The following is a 16,202-nucleotide window of genomic DNA, read 5'->3' as shown; positions in this document are numbered from 1 at the left end:
CACGCGCCCCGGTCTGGACCGGGGCGCGCCGGTGTCGTGAGTGGCGGTTACTGGTCGAGACGTTCGACGGTTTCGAGGGCGAAGCCGCCCACCATGGCCGCGTAGAAATCTTCATTCGAGGGCGGCACGGCGATGTAGTCTTCCGGCACGATCATCTCGCCGGTGACGGCGCTGACCTTGATCGGGAAGCTGCGCTCGATCTCGTTGGGGGTGGCATCTTCGGGCGAGCCGGAGGTCACGTCTTCCTCGAGGCCGCGGAAGACGGCGATTGTACCTTCCATCTCGTTGAATTCGCCGGTGTCGGGAAGGACGGTGTTGCCCGAGATGGCGATCTTGTTGATCTCGACGCGGATGGCCGGGGCCTCGGCGGTTTCATCAACCTCGACCAGCGAGGCGATGGCGCGGCCGAGATCGGCCTCGAGCGAGGGCCAGAACTGGCTGGCGTTGCTGTCGGCGTAGGCCGAGAGGTCGGTCTGGACGTCGATGCGCGACAGGGTGACATCCTGTGCCTGGGCCGCGAGGGGCGTGGTGAACAGCATGACGGCAGCGGCGGCACTCAGTACGTGATGTTTCATAACAGGGTCCTTTGAAAGGCAGTTGAACAGGGTCGGACAACGTTCGGGGCGCGAAACTGTTCCCCGCGCACAAAGCCGGCTCGGGAACGCGCGGGTTTTCGCCTGTTTCCGGCGCGACCGGCGGAACAGGGGCGTGGATCGTACGTTGTTTACCGGTCTGGGGGCGCCGGCGAAGAAAGGGCAGGGATGACATCAACCGCAAAAGCCAGGCCGATGGCGGCCGTCGATATCGTCAGGGCGACGGAAGACGCGCTGGATGGCGAGAGGGTGACGGTGGATGATGTGGTGACGCATCTGGGAAAGGCCAGCTATACGCCGCTTCTGGTGGTGCCCGGGTTGCTTCTGGCGTCGCCGCTGAGCGGGGTGCCGGGATTCTCGGCGGCCTGTGGCGTGCTGATCACCGCGGTGTCGGCGCAGCAGATCGTGCGCCGGCCGGGGCTGTGGCTGCCCCGGTGGCTGCGGCGGGCAAGCATGCCGTCGAAGCGGGTGCATGATGGCGTGGCCTGGCTGCGCAAGCCCGCGGGCTGGCTGGATCGGGTGACGCGGCGGCGGATCCAGTGGCTGACCTATCCGCCGTTCTCCGTTCTGCCGCAGGGGCTTTGCCTGATCTGCGGGGTGGTGATGCCGGTGCTGGAGTTCATCCCGTTCACCTCGTCCGTGCTGGGGCTGGTCGTGGCGGTGGTGGCGACGGGCATGTTCATGGCCGACGGGCTGCTGGTGATTCTGGGGATGATGGGGGCGGCCGGGGCCGTGGGGACGATCGCGGCGGCGATCTGAGTCTTGAAAAGCAGTCTTGAAATCGGGTCGTTTCGGGAGAACCTTGCGCGGCGCGAAACCGGGTACCTTCGCACCGCGCTGGCCTTCAGCTTTTGGCCTTTGCTCCGGCGGCTACGGGCTGTACGCCATCGAAGTTTGCGCCGATGCGCTTCGTGAAATCCCAGGCTGCCACAGCAATCACGGCGAACAGGGAGATCAAGGAGAAGTGCTTGCGTCTCATGATCATACCTCCAGGCTGTTGTTCTGTATTAAGAACGCCTGAATTCCCGAACGGTTCCCGTTAACGCTTCATTTCGCCGGAAGGGCGTCGTCTTCATCGACTTCGGGCCAGGAGAGCGGGAAGGTCACGTGCAGCTCGTAGCGGTCGTCGGTCATGCTGGTCTCGAGCGTGCCGTCGAGCTGCGAGACGAAGGACTGGATGAGCCGCGAACCGAGGCCGGAGCCGTCGGTGTCGCGGGTGTCGGTCTCGGTTCCCTCGTCGGTGGAGCGGGAGTTGACGATGCTGAGGCAGAGCGTGTCGGTGCCGGTCTGTTTCAGCGCGATGTTGATCCAGCAGGGCGAGCCGCGTTCGACGCCGCAATGCTTGACCGCGTTGATCGCCGCCTCGGTCGCCAGAAGCGAGAGGGGGACGGACTGATCCGGGTTGATCTCGACCGGGTCGAAGCTGGTGGAGATGTCGATGCGGTGGTCGACCTCGTCGAGCGCCCCGATGGTGACGAGCTGCTTGATGATGTCGTCGAGCAGGGAGTCGGCGCGGACCTTGGAGAGCTTGCGGGCGAGGTAGAGGTAGCGGTGGATGGCGGAGAGCGCCATCACCCGGTCCTGCACCCGGCGGAGGAGGTGGCGGGCCTCGGGGCTTTCGGTGTTGCGGATCTGCATGTTCATGATCGAGGAGATCAGTTGCAGGTTGTTCTTGACCCGGTGGTGGACCTCGCGCAGCAGAACGGTCTTTTCCTTGAGATCCTCGTCGCGGCGGCGTTCCTGTTCGGAGATCCGGCGGGTCATGGCGCGGAAGGCGTCGGCCAGCACCTCGAATTCCTCGGGCGCGTTGTCGAGGCGGGCGCTGTCGAGGTCGGTGCGGCCGGCGGCGAAGAGGCGCATCCACGAGCGCAGGCGCCAGACATGGCGGATGGCGAGGCGGTGGACGCCGATATAGGCCACGGCGATGGCGATCAGCCACATCAGCAGCGGGAAGTAGAGCGAGATGGCGCCCTCGTAGCCGGGGAGGTAGGAGTTCTGACTTCTGGGGCGCCAGCTTCCTAGGGCGAAGACGCGGCCCTCGACGATGGGGACCACCGCGAAGTGGCGGCGCAGACCCTGGCGGTTGGTGTCGCGGAAGGTCTGCCTGCCCTCGTCGACGAGGTCCTGAAGGCTTTTGTTCTCGGGCAGGACGGAGCGGCGGTCGTCGACAAAATGCTCGGTCGCGATGATGTCGCCATCCTGCTGGAAGACCACTAGGTCGGCCTCGGTGTCGACATCGGCGAGGATCTCGTTGATCGCCTCGACCGGGATCGCGACCCAGGCGGTGCCGCGGTGCATGTTCTCGTCAATGACCGGAACGGTGACGATGACCGCCGAGCCGGGGCCGATGAATTCGAGCGGCTGGACGATGATGCCCGGTTCGAGGCTTTCGAGATCGGAGCGGATGATGTCGAGTTCGGTGAGATCCTGCCGCTCGCCGTTGGAGGCGCAGATGAGCTGCTGGTTGGCGTCGACGAAGCCCGCGAAGCTGTAGAGTTCGGTCTTGTCGACGACGCGGGACATGATCAGGTCGCAGCCCTGATCGGTGGCGGCGACCGATTCGACGGAAATGGCGAGCGTGCGGGCGGTGCTGACGGCCGAGCGGATGACCTCGCGGGTTTCGGAGACGGCCTGTTGGGTCTGTTCGAGGAGGGCGGTTTCGGAGAGCGTGCGGCGCTCTTCGAGAACCTTCATGGTCTGGAAGACGGAAATCAGGCCAAGCGGCAGCATGGCAAGGCTGAGGACGATCGCAAGCCGGAAGGCGAGGCCCGGCTTGAAGCCCCGGTGCCGCGCCGCCGGCTTCTCACTCATACCGATGGTTTCCCGTTGACCACCGCCAATGTTGCAGAATCCGTCATTTCCAGTTCGCTGTCATCGTCGAGGTGCATCAGTTCCGCGAGGCGCTTGCGCGCCCGGTTGGCCCGGCTCTTGATCGTGCCGACCGCGCAGTTGCACATATCAGCCGCCTCTTCGTAGGAAAACCCCTCGGCACCGACGAGGACGAGAACCTCGCGCTGTTCGGCGGTGAGCTGGGCGAAGGCTTCGCGGAAATCGGTCATCGCGAGACGCCCGTCATGGTCGGGCTTTTGCGACATCGAGGCCGCCATCATGCCCTCGGGGTCTTCGACCTCGCGGCGGCGCTTGCGGTGCTGGGAGTAATAGGTGTTGCGCAGGATGGTGAAAAGCCATGCCCGCAGGTTGGTGCCGGGCTGGAACTTGTCAAAGTTGTCCCACGCCTTGACGACCGCGTCCTGAACGAGGTCGTCCGCGGAGGATGCATTGTGCGACAGGCTGAAAGCGAACGCACGCATGGCCGGAAGATGCTCGATCAGCTCTTCCTTCGGATCTTTTGTGGTGTTCACGCGTCATCCTCGGTCTGGGGTTTGTCGTCCCGTTTCCGCGTATTGCTGCTCTCTTGCTCTTTCGCGCGCAACTGGTCTAGCAGTTGCGTAAAGCGCTCGGGCACAGGCTCGTCTGAAGCCTCCGAGTACACACGCCGCAAGTTATCGTCGATTTGCTGATCCACTTTGTCGTTCCTGACGGTCTTAGCCATAACACCCGATTTTCCGCACAAGCCCACAGGCGCTTTTTTTGCACCTGATCTGGAACATAACCCGGGGATGTGCGTTTGGTTCCATACATCGACCGAATTTTTTGAGGACACCTGAGGGAACACCCATGACGGAAAGCAATGCTGATGTAACCACGCGCATCGCGCAGGAACTGCCGTACCTGCGGCGGTATGCGCGGGCGCTTACGGGCAGTCAGACTACCGGAGACAATTACGCCGCCGCAACGCTGGAGGCACTTCTCGAAAACCAGGAGGTCTTTACAGACGCGCGCGCCCCGAAAGTGGCGCTGTTCCGGGCCTTCCACGATATCTGGGTGTCGTCCGGGGCGCCGGTCGACGAGGGCGGAAGCCTTGATTCGGCCGAGAGCCGCGCGCAGTGGCGGCTTTCGAGTCTGACGAGGAACACGCGCGAGGCGCTGCTTCTGCACAGCCTCGAGGGGTTCCGCACCGAGCAGATCGCCGACATCATCGACGTGTCGCCCGAGGAGGCGGCCGAGCTGCTGTCGATCGCGCGCCGCGAGATGACCGACGCCGTGCAGGGCCGTATCATGGTCATCGAGGACGAAGCGATCATCGCGATGGACATCTCGTCGATCGTCGAGAGCATGGGCCACGAGGTGACGGGCGTTGCCCGGACCCGCGACCAGGCCGTGAAGCTGGCCAAGCAGACGCCGCCGGACATGATCCTGGCCGATATCCAGCTGGCCGACAAATCCTCGGGGATCGATGCGGTGAACGATATTCTCGGTCAGATGGACGAAGTGCCGGTCGTGTTCATCACGGCTTTCCCGGAACGCCTTCTGACAGGGGAGCGGCCGGAGCCGGCGTTCCTTATCACCAAGCCCTATACGGAAGACCAGGTGCAGTCGGCGGTAAGCCAGGCCATGTTCTTCTCGAGTACGGAAACGCTTCAGGCCTGAGGTCGGGGGCTTTTGGTAAGGCTTGCGCGCCATTCGCGGCGCGCAGGCCTTTTTCATGAGTTCACTTCGGTCCGTCAGCTGCGGACGGCGCGCATGATGAGAGCGCCGAGGAACAGCACGAGGAAGACGAAGAACAGGATCTGTGCGATCCCTGCCGACGCGGATGCGATCCCGCCAAAGCCGAAGACGGCGGCGACGATTGCGACGACGAAGAAAACAAGTGCCCAGTACAGCATCGGAAAACTCCTTTGATTGCTCAGGTTCGGTCTTGCATTCGATGGCCGGTCAACCCGCGGCGTCGGGAAATGGTTCCCAAAAAAATTTCCGCGGCGGCAAGCTGTTACATCCCGCGCGGGGTTCCCTCGGAAATTCAGGAACCTTGCGCGCGCTCGCGCGTTGAGGGGCGGAATGGAACACGAAAAGGAGACCGATATGGCACGCGCCAACAGCACTGAGTCGCCGCAAAGCGAACTTGACGATCTTTCCGCACAGATCGCCACGCTGAAACAGGATGTCTCGAACCTGACCAAGTCGCTGGGCGAGCTTGGTACCGCCTCGAAGGAAGCCGCGAAGAACGGCGCCCGCCGCAAGGCCGGCGAATTCCGCGACGCGGGTGAAGCGCAGTTCAACGCCGCCCGCGACCAGGCCGAGCAATACGGCCAGTACGCCGCCGACACCGTGCGGCAGCAGCCGGCCGCATCGATGGCCGTCGCCGTGGGCGTCGGTTTCGTGCTGGGGATGCTGACGAGCCGGAGATAAGCCGATGCTGGGGATGATCGGAGGGCTGCAATACCAGGCGCGCGCTGCGGCGCGCGCCGCTGGATTCACATTTGTCGGAATTATTCTGGTTCTGATCGGCAGCGGATTCTTGTCTGCCGCGCTGTGGATGGTGATCGAGGTCGATTACGGCGCCATCACCGCCACCGCGCTTATCGGGGGGCTTTACGTGCTGCTTGCAGGGCTTTGCTTCCTGTTCGCCAATATCCGGCCGCGGGTTCGCGTGCCGGTGGCCCCGGTGGCAGGCGTTCCGTCGCCGTCACCGTCGCCGTTTGCGGCGATTGCTGAAGGATTCGCGATCGGGATGCAGGCCGGGCGTGCCGCGCGCACGCCCAAGGACTGACCGGCGTCAGCCGCCGCGCGGCTTCGCCGGCCGGATGGCGTGACGGATCATGTCGTCGGTGAAGGGACGGATCAGCATGTTCCAGCCAAGGCTGCGAACATTCGCCTCGTCGTCTTCGCCGACGGTCAGCACGATCTGCGCGCCATTCGACAGCAGGGGTTTGTCGAGCCCGGCCTCGACCACCTGCGCATAGGTCATTTCAAGAAAAGCTGCTTCGATCCGGGGATGGTTTGCCAGGCTGTTGGCGATTTCCACGGATGACTGGACGTGTACCACGTCGCACGGCCCCGCTGCCCTGAGCGAGCCGGCAATATCCTCTGCAATCAAGGAATTGCGCTCAAGCACAAGGTAAACGGGCACCATTTGACCCGGGGCACTCTGCCCGGCATCCTTGGGCCGTTCGTTCATAAGGTCGTCTCCAAACATAAGTGGAAAATACACTTTAAAATTTGGGCTGCATTAAACTATGACATACAAAACGGGGAAATTTTGTCCATGGTTACGGACTGCAAAAACTGCTGGCTGCGGAAGCAACCTGTCTTCCTGTCGATGTCGGAAGACGAGCTTGTTTTCATGCACGAATTCAAGACCGGTGAGCTGGAGGTCGATGCGGGCGCCACGCTGATGCTGGAGGGGTCGAACAGCCCGCAGCTTTTCACGGTGCTCGAGGGCATGGGCCTGCGCTACAAGACGCTGGAGGATGGCGAGCGGCAGGTGATCAGCTTTGTCATGCCCGGCGATTTCATCGGGCTGCAGGCGGGCGTGATGCAGGAAATGCAGCACTCGGTCGAATCGACCACGCCGATGAAGCTGTGCGTTTTCGACCGCCGCTCGCTTTGGCGACTGTTCAAGGATCACCCGGAGCGGGCCTATGACCTGACGTGGCTGGCCGCGCTGGAGGAGCATTTCCTGGGTGAGCACCTGGCCGTGGTGGGCCGGATGCCGGCGGAGCAGCGGCTGGCGACGGGGATCCTGCGGCTTTACGACAGGGCGGTGTCGCTGGGGCTGACCGAAGGCCCGTGGATGAAGCTGCCCTATACGCAGAAGGACCTGGCCGATGCGCTGGGGCTTTCGGTGGTGCATACCAACAAGACGCTGAAGCGGCTGCGCGACCGGCGGATTGTCAACTGGAAGAACGGGGATATGGAGATCCTCGATTACGACCGGCTGAGCGAGATGGCGCATGTGGACCCGGCCGAGGGCATGAGGCAGCGGCCGCTGATCTGAGATGTCGTGACGCGGGGCGACGGCGCTGACGGCGGCGGCCTCCCTTTCGCGACAGATCCCCAAAAAAGCGGCCCCCGCCTTTAATAAAGGCGGGGGCAGGCACCCGAGGGACAGGGAGGGTGCTGAATGTCTGCCGGGGATTTGGGGATGACAGGCAGACATCCTGTCGAAACGATTTCTCCATTCCGACGTCGAAATACCAACGCGACGACTGGCGAAAAGGTTTCCTGCAGAGTCTCATTTTTTTGGAAAAAATTGCATCGCATTGATATTGCGATGTTTTTTCTTTCCGGCGGCGCCGTATCAAGCCGCGCCGCCGGCTGATTGGGGCAGCACGTAGCGCATCGGCGCCGGGGGTGGCGTGCTGGTGCGCAGGCGGCAGCCATAGGCGTCAGAGAGGACCTCGTCTGTGAGCACGTCGTCGGGGGAGCCGTGGGCGATGATGCGGCCGCCTTTCATCACCGCGATCCGGTCGGCGAACATGGCGGTGAGGTTGAGGTCGTGCATGACGGTGATCACGCCACCGCCGCGCAGGGCGTAGTCGCGGGCGAGCTGCATGATGCCGAGCTGGTGGCCGATATCGAGGCTGGCGACGGGTTCGTCGAGGAACAGCCAGCAGGGGCCGGTGTCGAAGGTGGGTTGCCAGACCTGCGCCAGCACGCGGGCGAGCTGGACGCGTTGTTGTTCGCCACCCGAAAGCTCCTGGTAGAAGCGATCGGCGAAGGTGGCGAGATCGACCGCCTCGAGGGCGCGTTCGGCGATGGCGGTGTCGCGGCCGTGGGGGCCGGAATGGAGGCCGATGCGCACCACTTCGGCCACCTTGAAGGGAAAGGCGATGCGCGAGGCCTGGGGCAGCACGCCGCGCATGGCGGCGAGCTGCGGGGCGTTGGCGGGCGTGACGGGCGTGCCGTTCAGGGTGACGGTGCCGTGGGCCCTGTCCTCGCCCGTGAGGACGCGGAGGAGGGTTGTCTTGCCCGAGCCGTTGGGGCCGACGATGGCGGTGACCTCGCCCGGGTGCGCGGTGAGGTCGATGCCGTCGAGGATGGTCTTGCCGCCGATGGCGTGGCGGATGCCGGTGGCCTGGAGGGTCATAGGTCGAGCACCCCGCGGCGGCGCAGGAGGATCCAGAGGAAGACGGGCGCGCCAAGGACGGCGGTGACGATGCCGATGGGCAGTTCCGCCGGGGCGATGATGACACGGGCGGCGACATCGGCCCAGATGAGGAGTGCGCCGCCGAGGAGGGCGGCGTTGATGAGGAGCGGCCCGTGATCGGGGCCGGTGGCCAGGCGCAGCAGGTGGGGCACGACGATGCCGACGAAGCCGATGCCGCCCGAGACCGCGACCGCCGCGCCGGTGGCGGCGGCGACGGCGAGCACGGCGAGGTTCTTGGCCTTCTGCACGTGGATGCCGAGATGCATGGCGGTGGCCTCGCCCATGGCGAGCCCGTTGAGGGCCCGGCCGAGGAAGGAGGCGCCGACGAGGGCCAGCAGGATGAGCGGGCCGGCGGTGAGGATCTTCGACCAGGTGGCGCCGGCGAGCGAGCCCATCTGCCAGAAGGTCAGGTCGCGCAGTTGCTGATCGTCGGCGGCGTAGACCAGGATGCCCGCGAGCGCGCCCGTCAGGGCCGTGAGGGCGATGCCGGCGAGCAGCATGGTCGCCACCGAGGTGCGGCCGCGATGGGTGGCGACGGTGTAGAGCAGCATGACCGAGATCCAGCTACCGGCGAAGGCGGCGAGCGGGGTGAGGTACATGCCGGCGAAGCCCTGGATCGCGGCGGGGAGGGAGGCGCCGAGGACGATGGCGCAGATCGCGCCGAGGCCCGCGCCGGCGCTGACGCCGACGATGCCCGGATCGGCGAGCGGGTTGCGGAAGAGGCCCTGCAGGACGGTGCCGGAGACGGCGAGTGCCGCGCCCACGAGCAGGCCCAGCAGGGTGCGGGGCAGGCGGATGTCGAGGAGGACGACGCGTTCGAGCTGGGTCAGCGGCTCGCCCGACGCCATGTGCCAGAGCGCCGACCAGAGCGAGGCGCCCGAGGCGCCGATGGCGAGGCTGGCGACGCAGGAGCCGAGCAGCAGGAGCGCCAGCCACAGGTGCGCCTGCCGGGCCAGCACGCGCCGGTCGCGGGTGACGGAGGGCCGGGGGCCCGCCTCGATCTCGCTGGTCGCCGCCATGCCGGTCAGCCCCCGTAGAGGTGGTGGCTGAGGTCCGAGACGGCCTTGGCCGTGCGCGGCCCGAAGCCCAGCAGGTAGAGCCCGTCCATCCGGACGATGGCGCCGGTCTCGGCCGCCGGGGTGGGCTGGAAGGCGGGCATGCCGAAGAGCACTTCGTTGGCGATGGCGTGATCGCCGCCGCGGTCCATCATCAGGATCACGTCGGGGGCGGCGACGCTGACGGCCTCGTCGGTCATGGGCTTGTAACCCTCGAATTCGGTGACCGCGTTGACGCCGCCCGCAAGCTCGATGATCGCGGACGCCGCCGTGCCGGTGCCCGAGGCCATGACGCGCCCGCCCTGCATGGAGAGGACGAAAAGCACGCGCTTGGGGCTGTCGCCGGCGAGACGGTCGGCGCGGGCCTTGGCGGTGGCGATCTCGGCCTCGACATTGGCGGCGAGCGCCTCGGCCTCTTTCGAGACGCCGAGGGCGTCACCCACGCGCTTGATCTTTTCGGCGATGCCGGGGCCGCTTTCGACGTTGGGGATGGTGACGATATCGACGCCCGACGAGGTGAGAACGGCCATGGTTTCGGGCGGTCCGGCGCCGTCTTCCGAGAGGATCAGCTCGGGCGAGACCGAGAGGACCCCTTCGGGCGACAGGGCGCGCATGTAGCCCACGTCGGGCAGGTCTTCGGCCTCGGGCGGGTAGGTGGAGGTGGTGTCGCGGGCGACGAGACGGTCGCCCTGGCCGAGGGCATAGACGATCTCGGTCACCGAGCCGCCGATGCTGAGGACGCCGGGTTTCGAGCTGTCGCTGCCGCTGCCGCGGGCCTGGGTTGTCAGGGCCAGGGCTGTCAGCAGACCGGCCGAGATGGTGGCGAGGAGGACGCCGTTGGCGCGGGACTTGCTGGCGAACATCAGGCGGTCTCCTCTACGGTGGCCGATGGCAGGCCGGCGACGAGGGCGCGCCAGGCCGGGCGGCTGTCATTGCCTTCCTTGCCGATGCCGAAGATCTGCAGGATGATGCCGCCGTCGGCGTCGAAGGCCTCGAGCGATACGGCCGCGCCGCGCTGGGTGGGCTTGTCGACCGCCCAGACCTCGGCGATGTGGTCGAGGCGGAGGTGCAGGTTGAAGCCCGGGTCGAGCACGTTCTGCCAGGGGCCCATGGCCTTGAGCGTCTTGACCGGGCCCGAGTGGATCTGGATGCAGCCGCGGTTGCCGACGAAGATCATCACCTCGGTGCCGTCTTCCGCCAGTTTCTGCAGCGCGAGATCGACCGAGGAGGGGTCGAGCAAGCGCACGAAGGGGTCGCCGGCGATACGGTAGGCGCCGAGGCGGTTCATTTTCAGCTTGGAGGTCAGGCGCAGGAACTGGTGGGTGTCGGTCATCCGCGCCCATTCCTTGCGCAGAATGTCGAGCTTGGAGGGGTCGGACTTGGGCGCTTCCTTGGGCTGGCGGGGGTCGACCGGCTGTTCCGGCGACTGGTTTTCGAGCGCCAGGTCGGTCTTGATGCCTTCCCACGCGTCGTGGTTGGAGGCGTCGCGCAGGAAGATCTTGTGGACCGCGTCACCGGCGGCGTCGAAGACCTGCAGGCTGCGCCGGGGGCCGGCGTCGCCCTGCTTTTCCACCATGAAAGCGTGCTGCCAGTGCTTGGGGAACATCCGCAGGTCGATCTCTTCGTTGAGGATCATCGCCGCGTGCTGGCCCGGGTGGTAGTTGGCGTAGACGCCGACCTTTTCGTGCACGCAGGCATCGTTGCGGGTGAGCGCCATGACCTCGCCCAGTTTCTGCGCCGCGTCCATGATGCGGTCGGGATGGGCATCGATGCGGGTGGCGCCTTGGCCGCAATCGGCGGCGACAAGCTGGGCCTCGGTGATGCCGAGCTTGGCGGCAAGGTCGCGTTCGCGGGTCTTGGGGTTGTCTTGGCGGGCGGCGCGAATCTCTTCCGCCGTGGGGGTTGTGGGCTCTGCCATGGTCACCTCGCTGAAGCAGGACTGGTTGTCATGGCTTCGCCGCAACAGGAGGGAGGGCGTGGCTGTGGCGGCGCCGGCTGGCTCCGCTTTAATTCTTGACTCTTTTAGTCTGAATGCCTAGAGGCCGACAAGACCAAAGTTTCGGGTCTCTCATCACAACAGGATCAGCCAGGCCAGCCTTTCGCGAGCTTTTCGGCAAGACAACCGGATAGCGGACGAAAGGAAACGGACATGACGCGAGGGATTTCGCGCGCCCTTATGGGGACGACGGCGCTGTGCGTGACTTGGATCGGGGCCAGCCCGGCCATGGCGCAGGACATGGCAGAGGGGCCGGCCGGGTTTCTCGGCACGATCACCCTTCAGGAAAGCAAGCGGGACGTGCGGACCGACACGGCGACCGCGATCACCGAGATCGACGAGACCGAGATCAAGGACCGGCAGGCCGGCACGGTGGCCGAGCTGATCGATTCCGTTCCCGGGGTGAACCTCGTCAATGGCACAAGGGCGCAGGGCTCGGGGATCAACATCCGCGGCTTCGGCGCGACCGGCACCTATGGCACCGACCAGAAGGTGCTGATCCAGGTCGACGGGGTGACGCGCGGCAGCGAGGAGCTCTACCGGATCGGCAACCAGCTGTTCACCGACCCGGCGCTTTACAAGCAGGTCGAGGTGATCCGCGGCACGGTGGGCTCGTTCGAATACGGCTCGGGCGTGGTGGGCGGCGCGGTGCTGCTGGAGACGAAGGACGCGTCGGATTTCACCGGCGGCGAGCCCGGCTTCGCGTTTCGGCAGATGCTGGAGTTTTCCACCAACGGCGAGGGGATCGCGAATTCCTCGATCCTGGCGTGGCAGCCGACGGAGAAGCTGGAGTTCCTGGTGAACTACACCAACCGCCAGCTTGGCATCCAGGAGGATGGCGACGGCAACCCGATCAACCCGGCGGGGGGCGACATCAACGACCCTTCGTACATGGTGAAGGGCAAGCTGACCTTCGGGGCCGATGACGCGCATTCGCTGACGGCGTCCTATACCAACACCGATTCGACGCAGTACAATGTGCCCTATGACGCCTTCGGGCTGGGTACCGGGTTCGGCTTCGTCGACCGGGAGACCAGCAGCGAGACGGCGATGCTGCGCTATGGCTACAACCCCGCGGGCAATGACCTGGTCGACCTGTCGCTGCAATTCTCCTATGCCAACGAGGAGATCATGCAGACCCCTGTGCCCGGCACGCCACCCTTCCTGGTCGGGCTGATCGGCGCGGATCACAAGTACGAGACGACCACGGTGACGTTGAAGAACCGGTCGTATTTCGACACCGGGCCGGTGGCGCATAACCTCGTGTCGGGGATGGAGTATATCTATCGCAAGCGGCTTGATGCCTCCTCGGCGCCGGGCGGGGACGACAACCGGTGGGCGTTCTTCCTGATCGACGAGATGGCCTTTGGCGGTGGCTGGACGGTGACGCCGGCGGTGCGTTACGAGACCTCGGATATCTCGGGCACGACCGCGCCCAATAACGGGCAGTTCTCGAACGAGGCGCTGATGGGCGGCGTGTCGGTGCGCTATGCGTTCGGCAACGGCATCTCGGTCTTCGGCAGCGCGGCCTACACGGAAGTGCTGCCGCCGATCGACGATCTCGACAACGTGGCGCGGGTGTCGACGACCGAGAAGTCGCGGACCTTCGAGATCGGCGCGGCCTACGAGGGGCAGGACCTGTTTTCCTCGGGCGACACGCTGTCGCTGAAGGCGAATATCTACGACACCGAGCTTTGGGATGTGACCTCCTACGTGTCGGCGACGCCGATGGGCCAGCAATTGCTGGACGAGGTGCATACGCAGGGGATCGAGGTCGAGGGCTCCTATGCGATGCAGAACGGGTTCTATACCGACGTCAACGCCACGATCACGGAGGCCGAGCAGACCGACGCGGTCTTCGTCACGCAGGACTGGGGCCTGCAGGCAGGCAACAGCCTGCGGGTGACGGTGGGCAAGAAGTGGGGCGATGCGCTCGACCTGAGCTGGGAGACCGAGATGAACGAGTCGGTCACCAACACGTTCGGGTACACGCCCGGCTACGCGGTGCACAACCTGCGGGCCACGGTGGCGCCGAAGGAGGGCGTCTGGGAAGGCACCGAGTTCCGGGTGGGGGTCGAGAACCTGTTCGACCAGAATTACCGCACGCCGCTGATGAGCCCCGGCCGCCGGGCGACCGGGCGGAACTTCAAGGTTACGATTGCCAAAGCGTTCTGATTGGTTAGCAGGAAAGTGGAACGCTGGCGGGGCGGGACCTTCGGGTTCCGCCCTTTTACATGCGGCGCGCCTTGCGGCGCATCCGGTTGGTTTGCGTTCGGGCCACGCAGGCCTTGGGGGGCCAGCCCCCCAAACCCCCCCGGGATATTTCCGGCCAGAAGAAGCAGGGCTTGGCCCCCAATGGCGGCCCATTGCGTGTTTCCGCCAAGGTGTTGGGGCGTGCGGCTGTGCTTCTTCTTGGTCCAAATATCCCCGCCGGAGGCATCCGACCGCGAGGCCGGGCGACGGCGTTGACGGGGGTCAGCCGCCCTTGATGTTGATCGAGAAGCTGCGGCGGGCGCCGGGGGGCGGGGCGGGGAAGGGGGCGGCGCGGCGGACGACGCCGAGCGCGGCCTGGTCGAGCCGGCCGTTGCCGGAGCTGCGGGCCAGGGAAAGCCCGGACAGCCCGCCATTGGCGGAGATGGTGAAGGCCACGACCGCCGTGCCGCGCGAGCCCACTTGCGGGCGGCGGACGCGGGAGATCTGGCGCATGACCTGGCCAGGGTAGTTGCTGGCCGCCGCGTTGCCCGCCTCGCGGGACTGGCCGGTGCCGGTGTTGGCCTGACTGCGGGCGTTTTCGTTGCCCGTGGCGGTGCCGGTGCGGGCGTTCTGGGCGGCGTTGCCCTGGGGCTGCTGCCGGGTGACCTGTTGCTGTTCGCGCTGCTGCTGTTGCTGGCGCTGCTGGCGGGCCTGCCGCTCCTGCCGTTCCTGTTCGCGTTTGCGGGCCTGGGCCTGTTCGATGGCCCTGGGCCGGGTTTGCGGGCGCAGGGAGGTGGTGACGGCGGGGGAGGTTTCCTCCTCGGCCTCGATGGTTTCGGCGCTTTCGGCGAGGTCGGTGGCCTCGACCGGTTCGGCCACGGTCGGTTCGGGTTGCGACGGCTCCGTCGCCTCGGGGGTGACCGCGGCGACGGGCTCTTGCGCCGGTTGCGGCTCGGGCGTGGTTTCGGCCTGCTGGACCTCTTCCGGGGCCGTCTGTTGCAGGGTTTCCGGCTCGGCGGTCTCGGTGTCCTGCTCGGCCGCGACGGTGGGGGTGACGGTGTCGGGGGCTTCGGGCGCGGTGGCGACCTCGGCCTGTCGGGCCTGTTCGGTCGGCTCGGGCGTGTCCTGTGCCACCGGTTCGGCGATTTCGGGCTGGTCGGGCGGGGTTTCGGTGGTTTCGGCCTGCCGCACCTCCTCCGGACGGTTCTGCGCCGTCTCGGAGGGGGCGGTTTCGGCCGTCTGCTGCTCGGGGGTTTCGGCCGGAGTTTCCTGCGGCCGGGCCTGTTCGGTTTCGGTGGGTTCGGTTGCCTCGGCCGGCGCTTCCGCGGTCTCGGCCTCGGTGACGTCCTCGGGGGCGTCGGCTTCGGTCGTTTCGGTTTCGGTGGTTTCGGTGTCGGCCTCGGTTTCGTCGGGGTCGAGCACCTCTTCGGTCTCGGTCGGGGTCATGGTGCCCGCGGCCATGTCGGCGAAGCTGTTGCCGAGGCTGGCCTCGGCCGCGCCGGAGGAGCCTTCGATCTCGATCTCGGTGGTGCCGGAGACGCCCCAGAGGGCGAGGCCGTGAAGGGCGATCGCCGCGGTGGTGGCGAGGAGCTTGGCGGTGCGGGAGGTGGCGGTCATTTCAGCCCCCGTTCGGTGACGAGGAGCACGCGTTCGGCGCCTTCGCCGCGCAGCTCGCGGGTCAGGTCGACAAGGACCCGGGCCGGCAGGTCGCGGTCGGGGACGAGGCGGATGGATTTGCGCTCTTCCTCGGACAGGCCGGCGACATAGGCGGCGGCCGAGCTTTGGGTCGTGCCGCGATAGGAGAGGCGGCCGTCGGCATGGACGACAAGCGTGTCGGGCGGCGCGCGGCCTTCGAGATCGGCCGTTTGCACGAGGTTGAGGTCGCCGTCGAGCGGTTGGGCGAGGGTGCCGGCCACCATGAAGAAGACCAGCATCAGGAAGACGATGTTGATCAGCGCGATGGTGGGTTCGCGGGTCTGGGTGGCGCGGGCGCGTCTCATGTGGCCCCCAGGATGGTGATGGTGACGCGCTCGACGCGGCGCAGGGCGACCAGCAGGTCGGTCAGGCGCTGGGACGAGACCTCGTCACGCAGGCTGACGATGACGGGGGTGGATGTCTCGTCGGAGGTTTCGCGCAGGTCGTCGAAGGCGGATTGCAGGTCGTCGAGCACCGTCTCCTGGCCGTTGAGGCTGAGCGTGTCGGGGCCGAGGCGGAGGAAGGCGGGGGCCGTGTCGGACGACGCGGCGGCGGCGCCACCGGCGGCGGCGCTGATCTCGACTTCGGCGAAGCGGGAGAAGGTGGAGGACAGCATGAAGAAGAGCAGCAAAAGAAAGATGACGTCGATCAGCGACGTCATCGAAAGGCGCTTGCGTGCG

Annotated in this window: 21 protein-coding genes; 7 read left to right on the top strand and 14 right to left on the bottom strand. The window is 66.1% G+C overall.

The window, feature by feature from the left end; translation table 11 throughout:
• Positions 1-47: 47 nt before the first annotated feature.
• Positions 48-575: a hypothetical protein gene (locus RIdsm_RS21120; RefSeq protein WP_236553359.1), complete on the bottom strand. Its 528-nt coding sequence runs from the start codon at positions 573-575 to the stop codon at positions 48-50.
• A 213-nt stretch (positions 576-788) separates the two neighbouring features.
• Between RIdsm_RS21120 and RIdsm_RS21115 the strand changes: the two genes are divergently transcribed.
• Positions 789-1,352, top strand: coding sequence for an exopolysaccharide biosynthesis protein (locus RIdsm_RS21115; protein WP_244955843.1), 564 nt, complete (start codon positions 789-791; stop codon positions 1,350-1,352).
• Positions 1,353-1,437: 85 nt separating this feature from the next.
• Here the strand turns inward: RIdsm_RS21115 and RIdsm_RS30795 are convergent, their stop codons facing one another.
• The 4 genes from RIdsm_RS30795 to RIdsm_RS21100 all read right to left on the bottom strand — a co-directional run bounded on the left by RIdsm_RS30795 (position 1,438) and on the right by RIdsm_RS21100 (position 4,146).
• Positions 1,438-1,572 carry a hypothetical protein gene (locus RIdsm_RS30795; protein WP_268874604.1) on the bottom strand — a complete coding sequence of 45 codons (135 nt, stop codon included), beginning with the start codon at positions 1,570-1,572 and terminating at the stop codon, positions 1,438-1,440.
• Between the two features lie 68 nt (positions 1,573-1,640).
• Entirely contained in the window at positions 1,641-3,404 is a 1,764-nt protein-coding gene (locus RIdsm_RS21110; RefSeq protein WP_057818405.1) for a sensor histidine kinase, read from the bottom strand.
• Positions 3,401-3,904 (bottom strand): RNA polymerase sigma factor, encoded by a 504-nt coding sequence (locus RIdsm_RS21105; protein ID WP_057818484.1) that lies wholly within the window; start codon positions 3,902-3,904, stop codon positions 3,401-3,403. The genes RIdsm_RS21110 and RIdsm_RS21105 overlap by 4 nt, the downstream gene beginning before the upstream one ends.
• Positions 3,905-3,951: 47 nt before the next feature.
• Positions 3,952-4,146: a NepR family anti-sigma factor gene (locus RIdsm_RS21100; RefSeq protein ID WP_057818407.1), complete on the bottom strand. Its 195-nt coding sequence runs from the start codon at positions 4,144-4,146 to the stop codon at positions 3,952-3,954.
• A 125-nt stretch (positions 4,147-4,271) separates the two neighbouring features.
• On the opposite strand from RIdsm_RS21100, the gene RIdsm_RS21095 reads away from it, so the two are divergent.
• Positions 4,272-5,084, top strand: coding sequence for a response regulator (locus tag RIdsm_RS21095; protein ID WP_057818409.1), 813 nt, complete (start codon positions 4,272-4,274; stop codon positions 5,082-5,084).
• Between the two features lie 74 nt (positions 5,085-5,158).
• Here RIdsm_RS21095 and RIdsm_RS21090 read toward each other — a convergent pair whose 3' ends face one another.
• Positions 5,159-5,320, bottom strand: a complete 162-nt coding sequence (locus tag RIdsm_RS21090) for a DUF1328 domain-containing protein (protein WP_074940246.1) — start codon at positions 5,318-5,320, stop codon at positions 5,159-5,161.
• 172 nt (positions 5,321-5,492) lie between these two features.
• Here RIdsm_RS21090 and RIdsm_RS21085 point away from each other — a divergent pair, with 172 nt between their 5' ends.
• Both RIdsm_RS21085 and RIdsm_RS21080 read left to right on the top strand, forming a co-directional pair.
• Positions 5,493-5,843, top strand: coding sequence for an ElaB/YgaM/YqjD family protein (locus RIdsm_RS21085; protein ID WP_244955842.1), 351 nt, complete (start codon positions 5,493-5,495; stop codon positions 5,841-5,843).
• A gap of 4 nt (positions 5,844-5,847) precedes the next feature.
• The gene (locus RIdsm_RS21080; RefSeq protein ID WP_057818411.1) at positions 5,848-6,204 is read left to right on the top strand and encodes a hypothetical protein; all 357 of its coding nucleotides are present in this window, start codon (positions 5,848-5,850) and stop codon (positions 6,202-6,204) included.
• A 6-nt stretch (positions 6,205-6,210) separates the two neighbouring features.
• Here the strand turns inward: RIdsm_RS21080 and RIdsm_RS21075 are convergent, their stop codons facing one another.
• Positions 6,211-6,612, bottom strand: coding sequence for a hypothetical protein (locus tag RIdsm_RS21075; RefSeq protein WP_236553360.1), 402 nt, complete (start codon positions 6,610-6,612; stop codon positions 6,211-6,213).
• Between the two features lie 87 nt (positions 6,613-6,699).
• Here RIdsm_RS21075 and RIdsm_RS21070 point away from each other — a divergent pair, with 87 nt between their 5' ends.
• Entirely contained in the window at positions 6,700-7,431 is a 732-nt protein-coding gene (locus RIdsm_RS21070; protein ID WP_057818415.1) for a Crp/Fnr family transcriptional regulator, read from the top strand.
• Positions 7,432-7,557: 126 nt separating this feature from the next.
• Entirely contained in the window at positions 7,558-7,755 is a 198-nt protein-coding gene (locus RIdsm_RS21065; protein ID WP_143100460.1) for a hypothetical protein, read from the top strand.
• Here RIdsm_RS21065 and RIdsm_RS21060 read toward each other — a convergent pair.
• The 4 genes from RIdsm_RS21060 to RIdsm_RS21045 are packed head-to-tail and all read right to left on the bottom strand — an operon-like array spanning position 7,735 to position 11,556.
• Positions 7,735-8,523 (bottom strand): heme ABC transporter ATP-binding protein, encoded by a 789-nt coding sequence (locus RIdsm_RS21060; RefSeq protein WP_057818416.1) that lies wholly within the window; start codon positions 8,521-8,523, stop codon positions 7,735-7,737. The two genes, RIdsm_RS21065 and RIdsm_RS21060, sit on opposite strands and share 21 nt — an antisense overlap.
• On the bottom strand, positions 8,520-9,602 hold the full coding sequence (locus RIdsm_RS21055) for a FecCD family ABC transporter permease (protein WP_057818418.1): 1,083 nt from the start codon (positions 9,600-9,602) through the stop codon (positions 8,520-8,522). The genes RIdsm_RS21060 and RIdsm_RS21055 overlap by 4 nt, the downstream gene beginning before the upstream one ends.
• Positions 9,603-9,607: 5 nt before the next feature.
• On the bottom strand, positions 9,608-10,501 hold the full coding sequence (locus RIdsm_RS21050; protein WP_057818420.1) for a heme/hemin ABC transporter substrate-binding protein: 894 nt from the start codon (positions 10,499-10,501) through the stop codon (positions 9,608-9,610).
• A complete protein-coding gene (locus RIdsm_RS21045) occupies positions 10,501-11,556 on the bottom strand; it encodes a hemin-degrading factor (protein WP_057818422.1) in 1,056 nt (351 codons plus the stop codon). The genes RIdsm_RS21050 and RIdsm_RS21045 overlap by 1 nt, the downstream gene beginning before the upstream one ends.
• Before the next feature lie 231 nt (positions 11,557-11,787).
• Between RIdsm_RS21045 and RIdsm_RS21040 the strand changes: the two genes are divergently transcribed.
• Positions 11,788-13,809, top strand: coding sequence for a TonB-dependent receptor domain-containing protein (locus tag RIdsm_RS21040; RefSeq protein WP_236553361.1), 2,022 nt, complete (start codon positions 11,788-11,790; stop codon positions 13,807-13,809).
• 300 nt (positions 13,810-14,109) lie between these two features.
• On the opposite strand, the gene RIdsm_RS21035 is transcribed toward RIdsm_RS21040, so the two are convergent.
• The 3 genes from RIdsm_RS21035 to RIdsm_RS21025 are packed head-to-tail and all read right to left on the bottom strand — an operon-like array spanning position 14,110 to position 16,183.
• The gene (locus tag RIdsm_RS21035) at positions 14,110-15,444 is read right to left on the bottom strand and encodes an energy transducer TonB family protein (protein ID WP_057818423.1); all 1,335 of its coding nucleotides are present in this window, start codon (positions 15,442-15,444) and stop codon (positions 14,110-14,112) included.
• Positions 15,441-15,827, bottom strand: a complete 387-nt coding sequence (locus tag RIdsm_RS21030; RefSeq protein ID WP_057818425.1) for an ExbD/TolR family protein — start codon at positions 15,825-15,827, stop codon at positions 15,441-15,443. Before RIdsm_RS21030 ends, RIdsm_RS21035 begins: the two co-directional genes overlap by 4 nt.
• Positions 15,824-16,183 (bottom strand): biopolymer transporter ExbD, encoded by a 360-nt coding sequence (locus RIdsm_RS21025; protein WP_057818427.1) that lies wholly within the window; start codon positions 16,181-16,183, stop codon positions 15,824-15,826. The genes RIdsm_RS21030 and RIdsm_RS21025 overlap by 4 nt, the downstream gene beginning before the upstream one ends.
• Positions 16,184-16,202 lie beyond the last annotated feature (19 nt).

It is taken from the genome of Roseovarius indicus (assembly GCF_008728195.1).
In the GTDB taxonomy this organism is placed as follows: Bacteria; Pseudomonadota; Alphaproteobacteria; order Rhodobacterales; family Rhodobacteraceae; genus Roseovarius; species Roseovarius indicus.
The sequence above is the reverse complement of the archived record's forward strand: the minus strand, read 5'-3'. Positions and strand labels throughout refer to the sequence as shown.

Bases quoted from the DNA above. Each gene is read 5' to 3' on its own strand.
- RIdsm_RS21030 (WP_057818425.1), bottom strand. From the start codon at position 15,827: ATGAGACGCGCCCGCGCCACCCAGACCCGCGAACCCACCATCGCGCTG.
- RIdsm_RS21055 (WP_057818418.1), bottom strand. From the start codon at position 9,602: ATGGCGGCGACCAGCGAGATCGAGGCGGGCCCCCGGCCCTCCGTCACC.
- RIdsm_RS21060 (WP_057818416.1), bottom strand. From the start codon at position 8,523: ATGACCCTCCAGGCCACCGGCATCCGCCACGCCATCGGCGGCAAGACC.
- RIdsm_RS21085 (WP_244955842.1), top strand. From the start codon at position 5,493: ATGGAACACGAAAAGGAGACCGATATGGCACGCGCCAACAGCACTGAG.
- RIdsm_RS30795 (WP_268874604.1), bottom strand. From the start codon at position 1,572: ATGAGACGCAAGCACTTCTCCTTGATCTCCCTGTTCGCCGTGATTGCT.
- RIdsm_RS21040 (WP_236553361.1), top strand. From the start codon at position 11,788: ATGACGCGAGGGATTTCGCGCGCCCTTATGGGGACGACGGCGCTGTGC.
- RIdsm_RS21100 (WP_057818407.1), bottom strand. From the start codon at position 4,146: ATGGCTAAGACCGTCAGGAACGACAAAGTGGATCAGCAAATCGACGAT.
- RIdsm_RS21095 (WP_057818409.1), top strand. From the start codon at position 4,272: ATGACGGAAAGCAATGCTGATGTAACCACGCGCATCGCGCAGGAACTG.
- RIdsm_RS21045 (WP_057818422.1), bottom strand. From the start codon at position 11,556: ATGGCAGAGCCCACAACCCCCACGGCGGAAGAGATTCGCGCCGCCCGC.
- RIdsm_RS21105 (WP_057818484.1), bottom strand. From the start codon at position 3,904: ATGCGTGCGTTCGCTTTCAGCCTGTCGCACAATGCATCCTCCGCGGAC.
- RIdsm_RS21065 (WP_143100460.1), top strand. From the start codon at position 7,558: ATGTCTGCCGGGGATTTGGGGATGACAGGCAGACATCCTGTCGAAACG.
- RIdsm_RS21050 (WP_057818420.1), bottom strand. From the start codon at position 10,501: ATGTTCGCCAGCAAGTCCCGCGCCAACGGCGTCCTCCTCGCCACCATC.
- RIdsm_RS21075 (WP_236553360.1), bottom strand. From the start codon at position 6,612: ATGAACGAACGGCCCAAGGATGCCGGGCAGAGTGCCCCGGGTCAAATG.
- RIdsm_RS21035 (WP_057818423.1), bottom strand. From the start codon at position 15,444: ATGACCGCCACCTCCCGCACCGCCAAGCTCCTCGCCACCACCGCGGCG.
- RIdsm_RS21025 (WP_057818427.1), bottom strand. From the start codon at position 16,183: ATGACGTCGCTGATCGACGTCATCTTTCTTTTGCTGCTCTTCTTCATG.
- RIdsm_RS21080 (WP_057818411.1), top strand. From the start codon at position 5,848: ATGCTGGGGATGATCGGAGGGCTGCAATACCAGGCGCGCGCTGCGGCG.
- RIdsm_RS21115 (WP_244955843.1), top strand. From the start codon at position 789: ATGGCGGCCGTCGATATCGTCAGGGCGACGGAAGACGCGCTGGATGGC.
- RIdsm_RS21110 (WP_057818405.1), bottom strand. From the start codon at position 3,404: ATGAGTGAGAAGCCGGCGGCGCGGCACCGGGGCTTCAAGCCGGGCCTC.
- RIdsm_RS21070 (WP_057818415.1), top strand. From the start codon at position 6,700: ATGGTTACGGACTGCAAAAACTGCTGGCTGCGGAAGCAACCTGTCTTC.
- RIdsm_RS21120 (WP_236553359.1), bottom strand. From the start codon at position 575: ATGAAACATCACGTACTGAGTGCCGCCGCTGCCGTCATGCTGTTCACC.
- RIdsm_RS21090 (WP_074940246.1), bottom strand. From the start codon at position 5,320: ATGCTGTACTGGGCACTTGTTTTCTTCGTCGTCGCAATCGTCGCCGCC.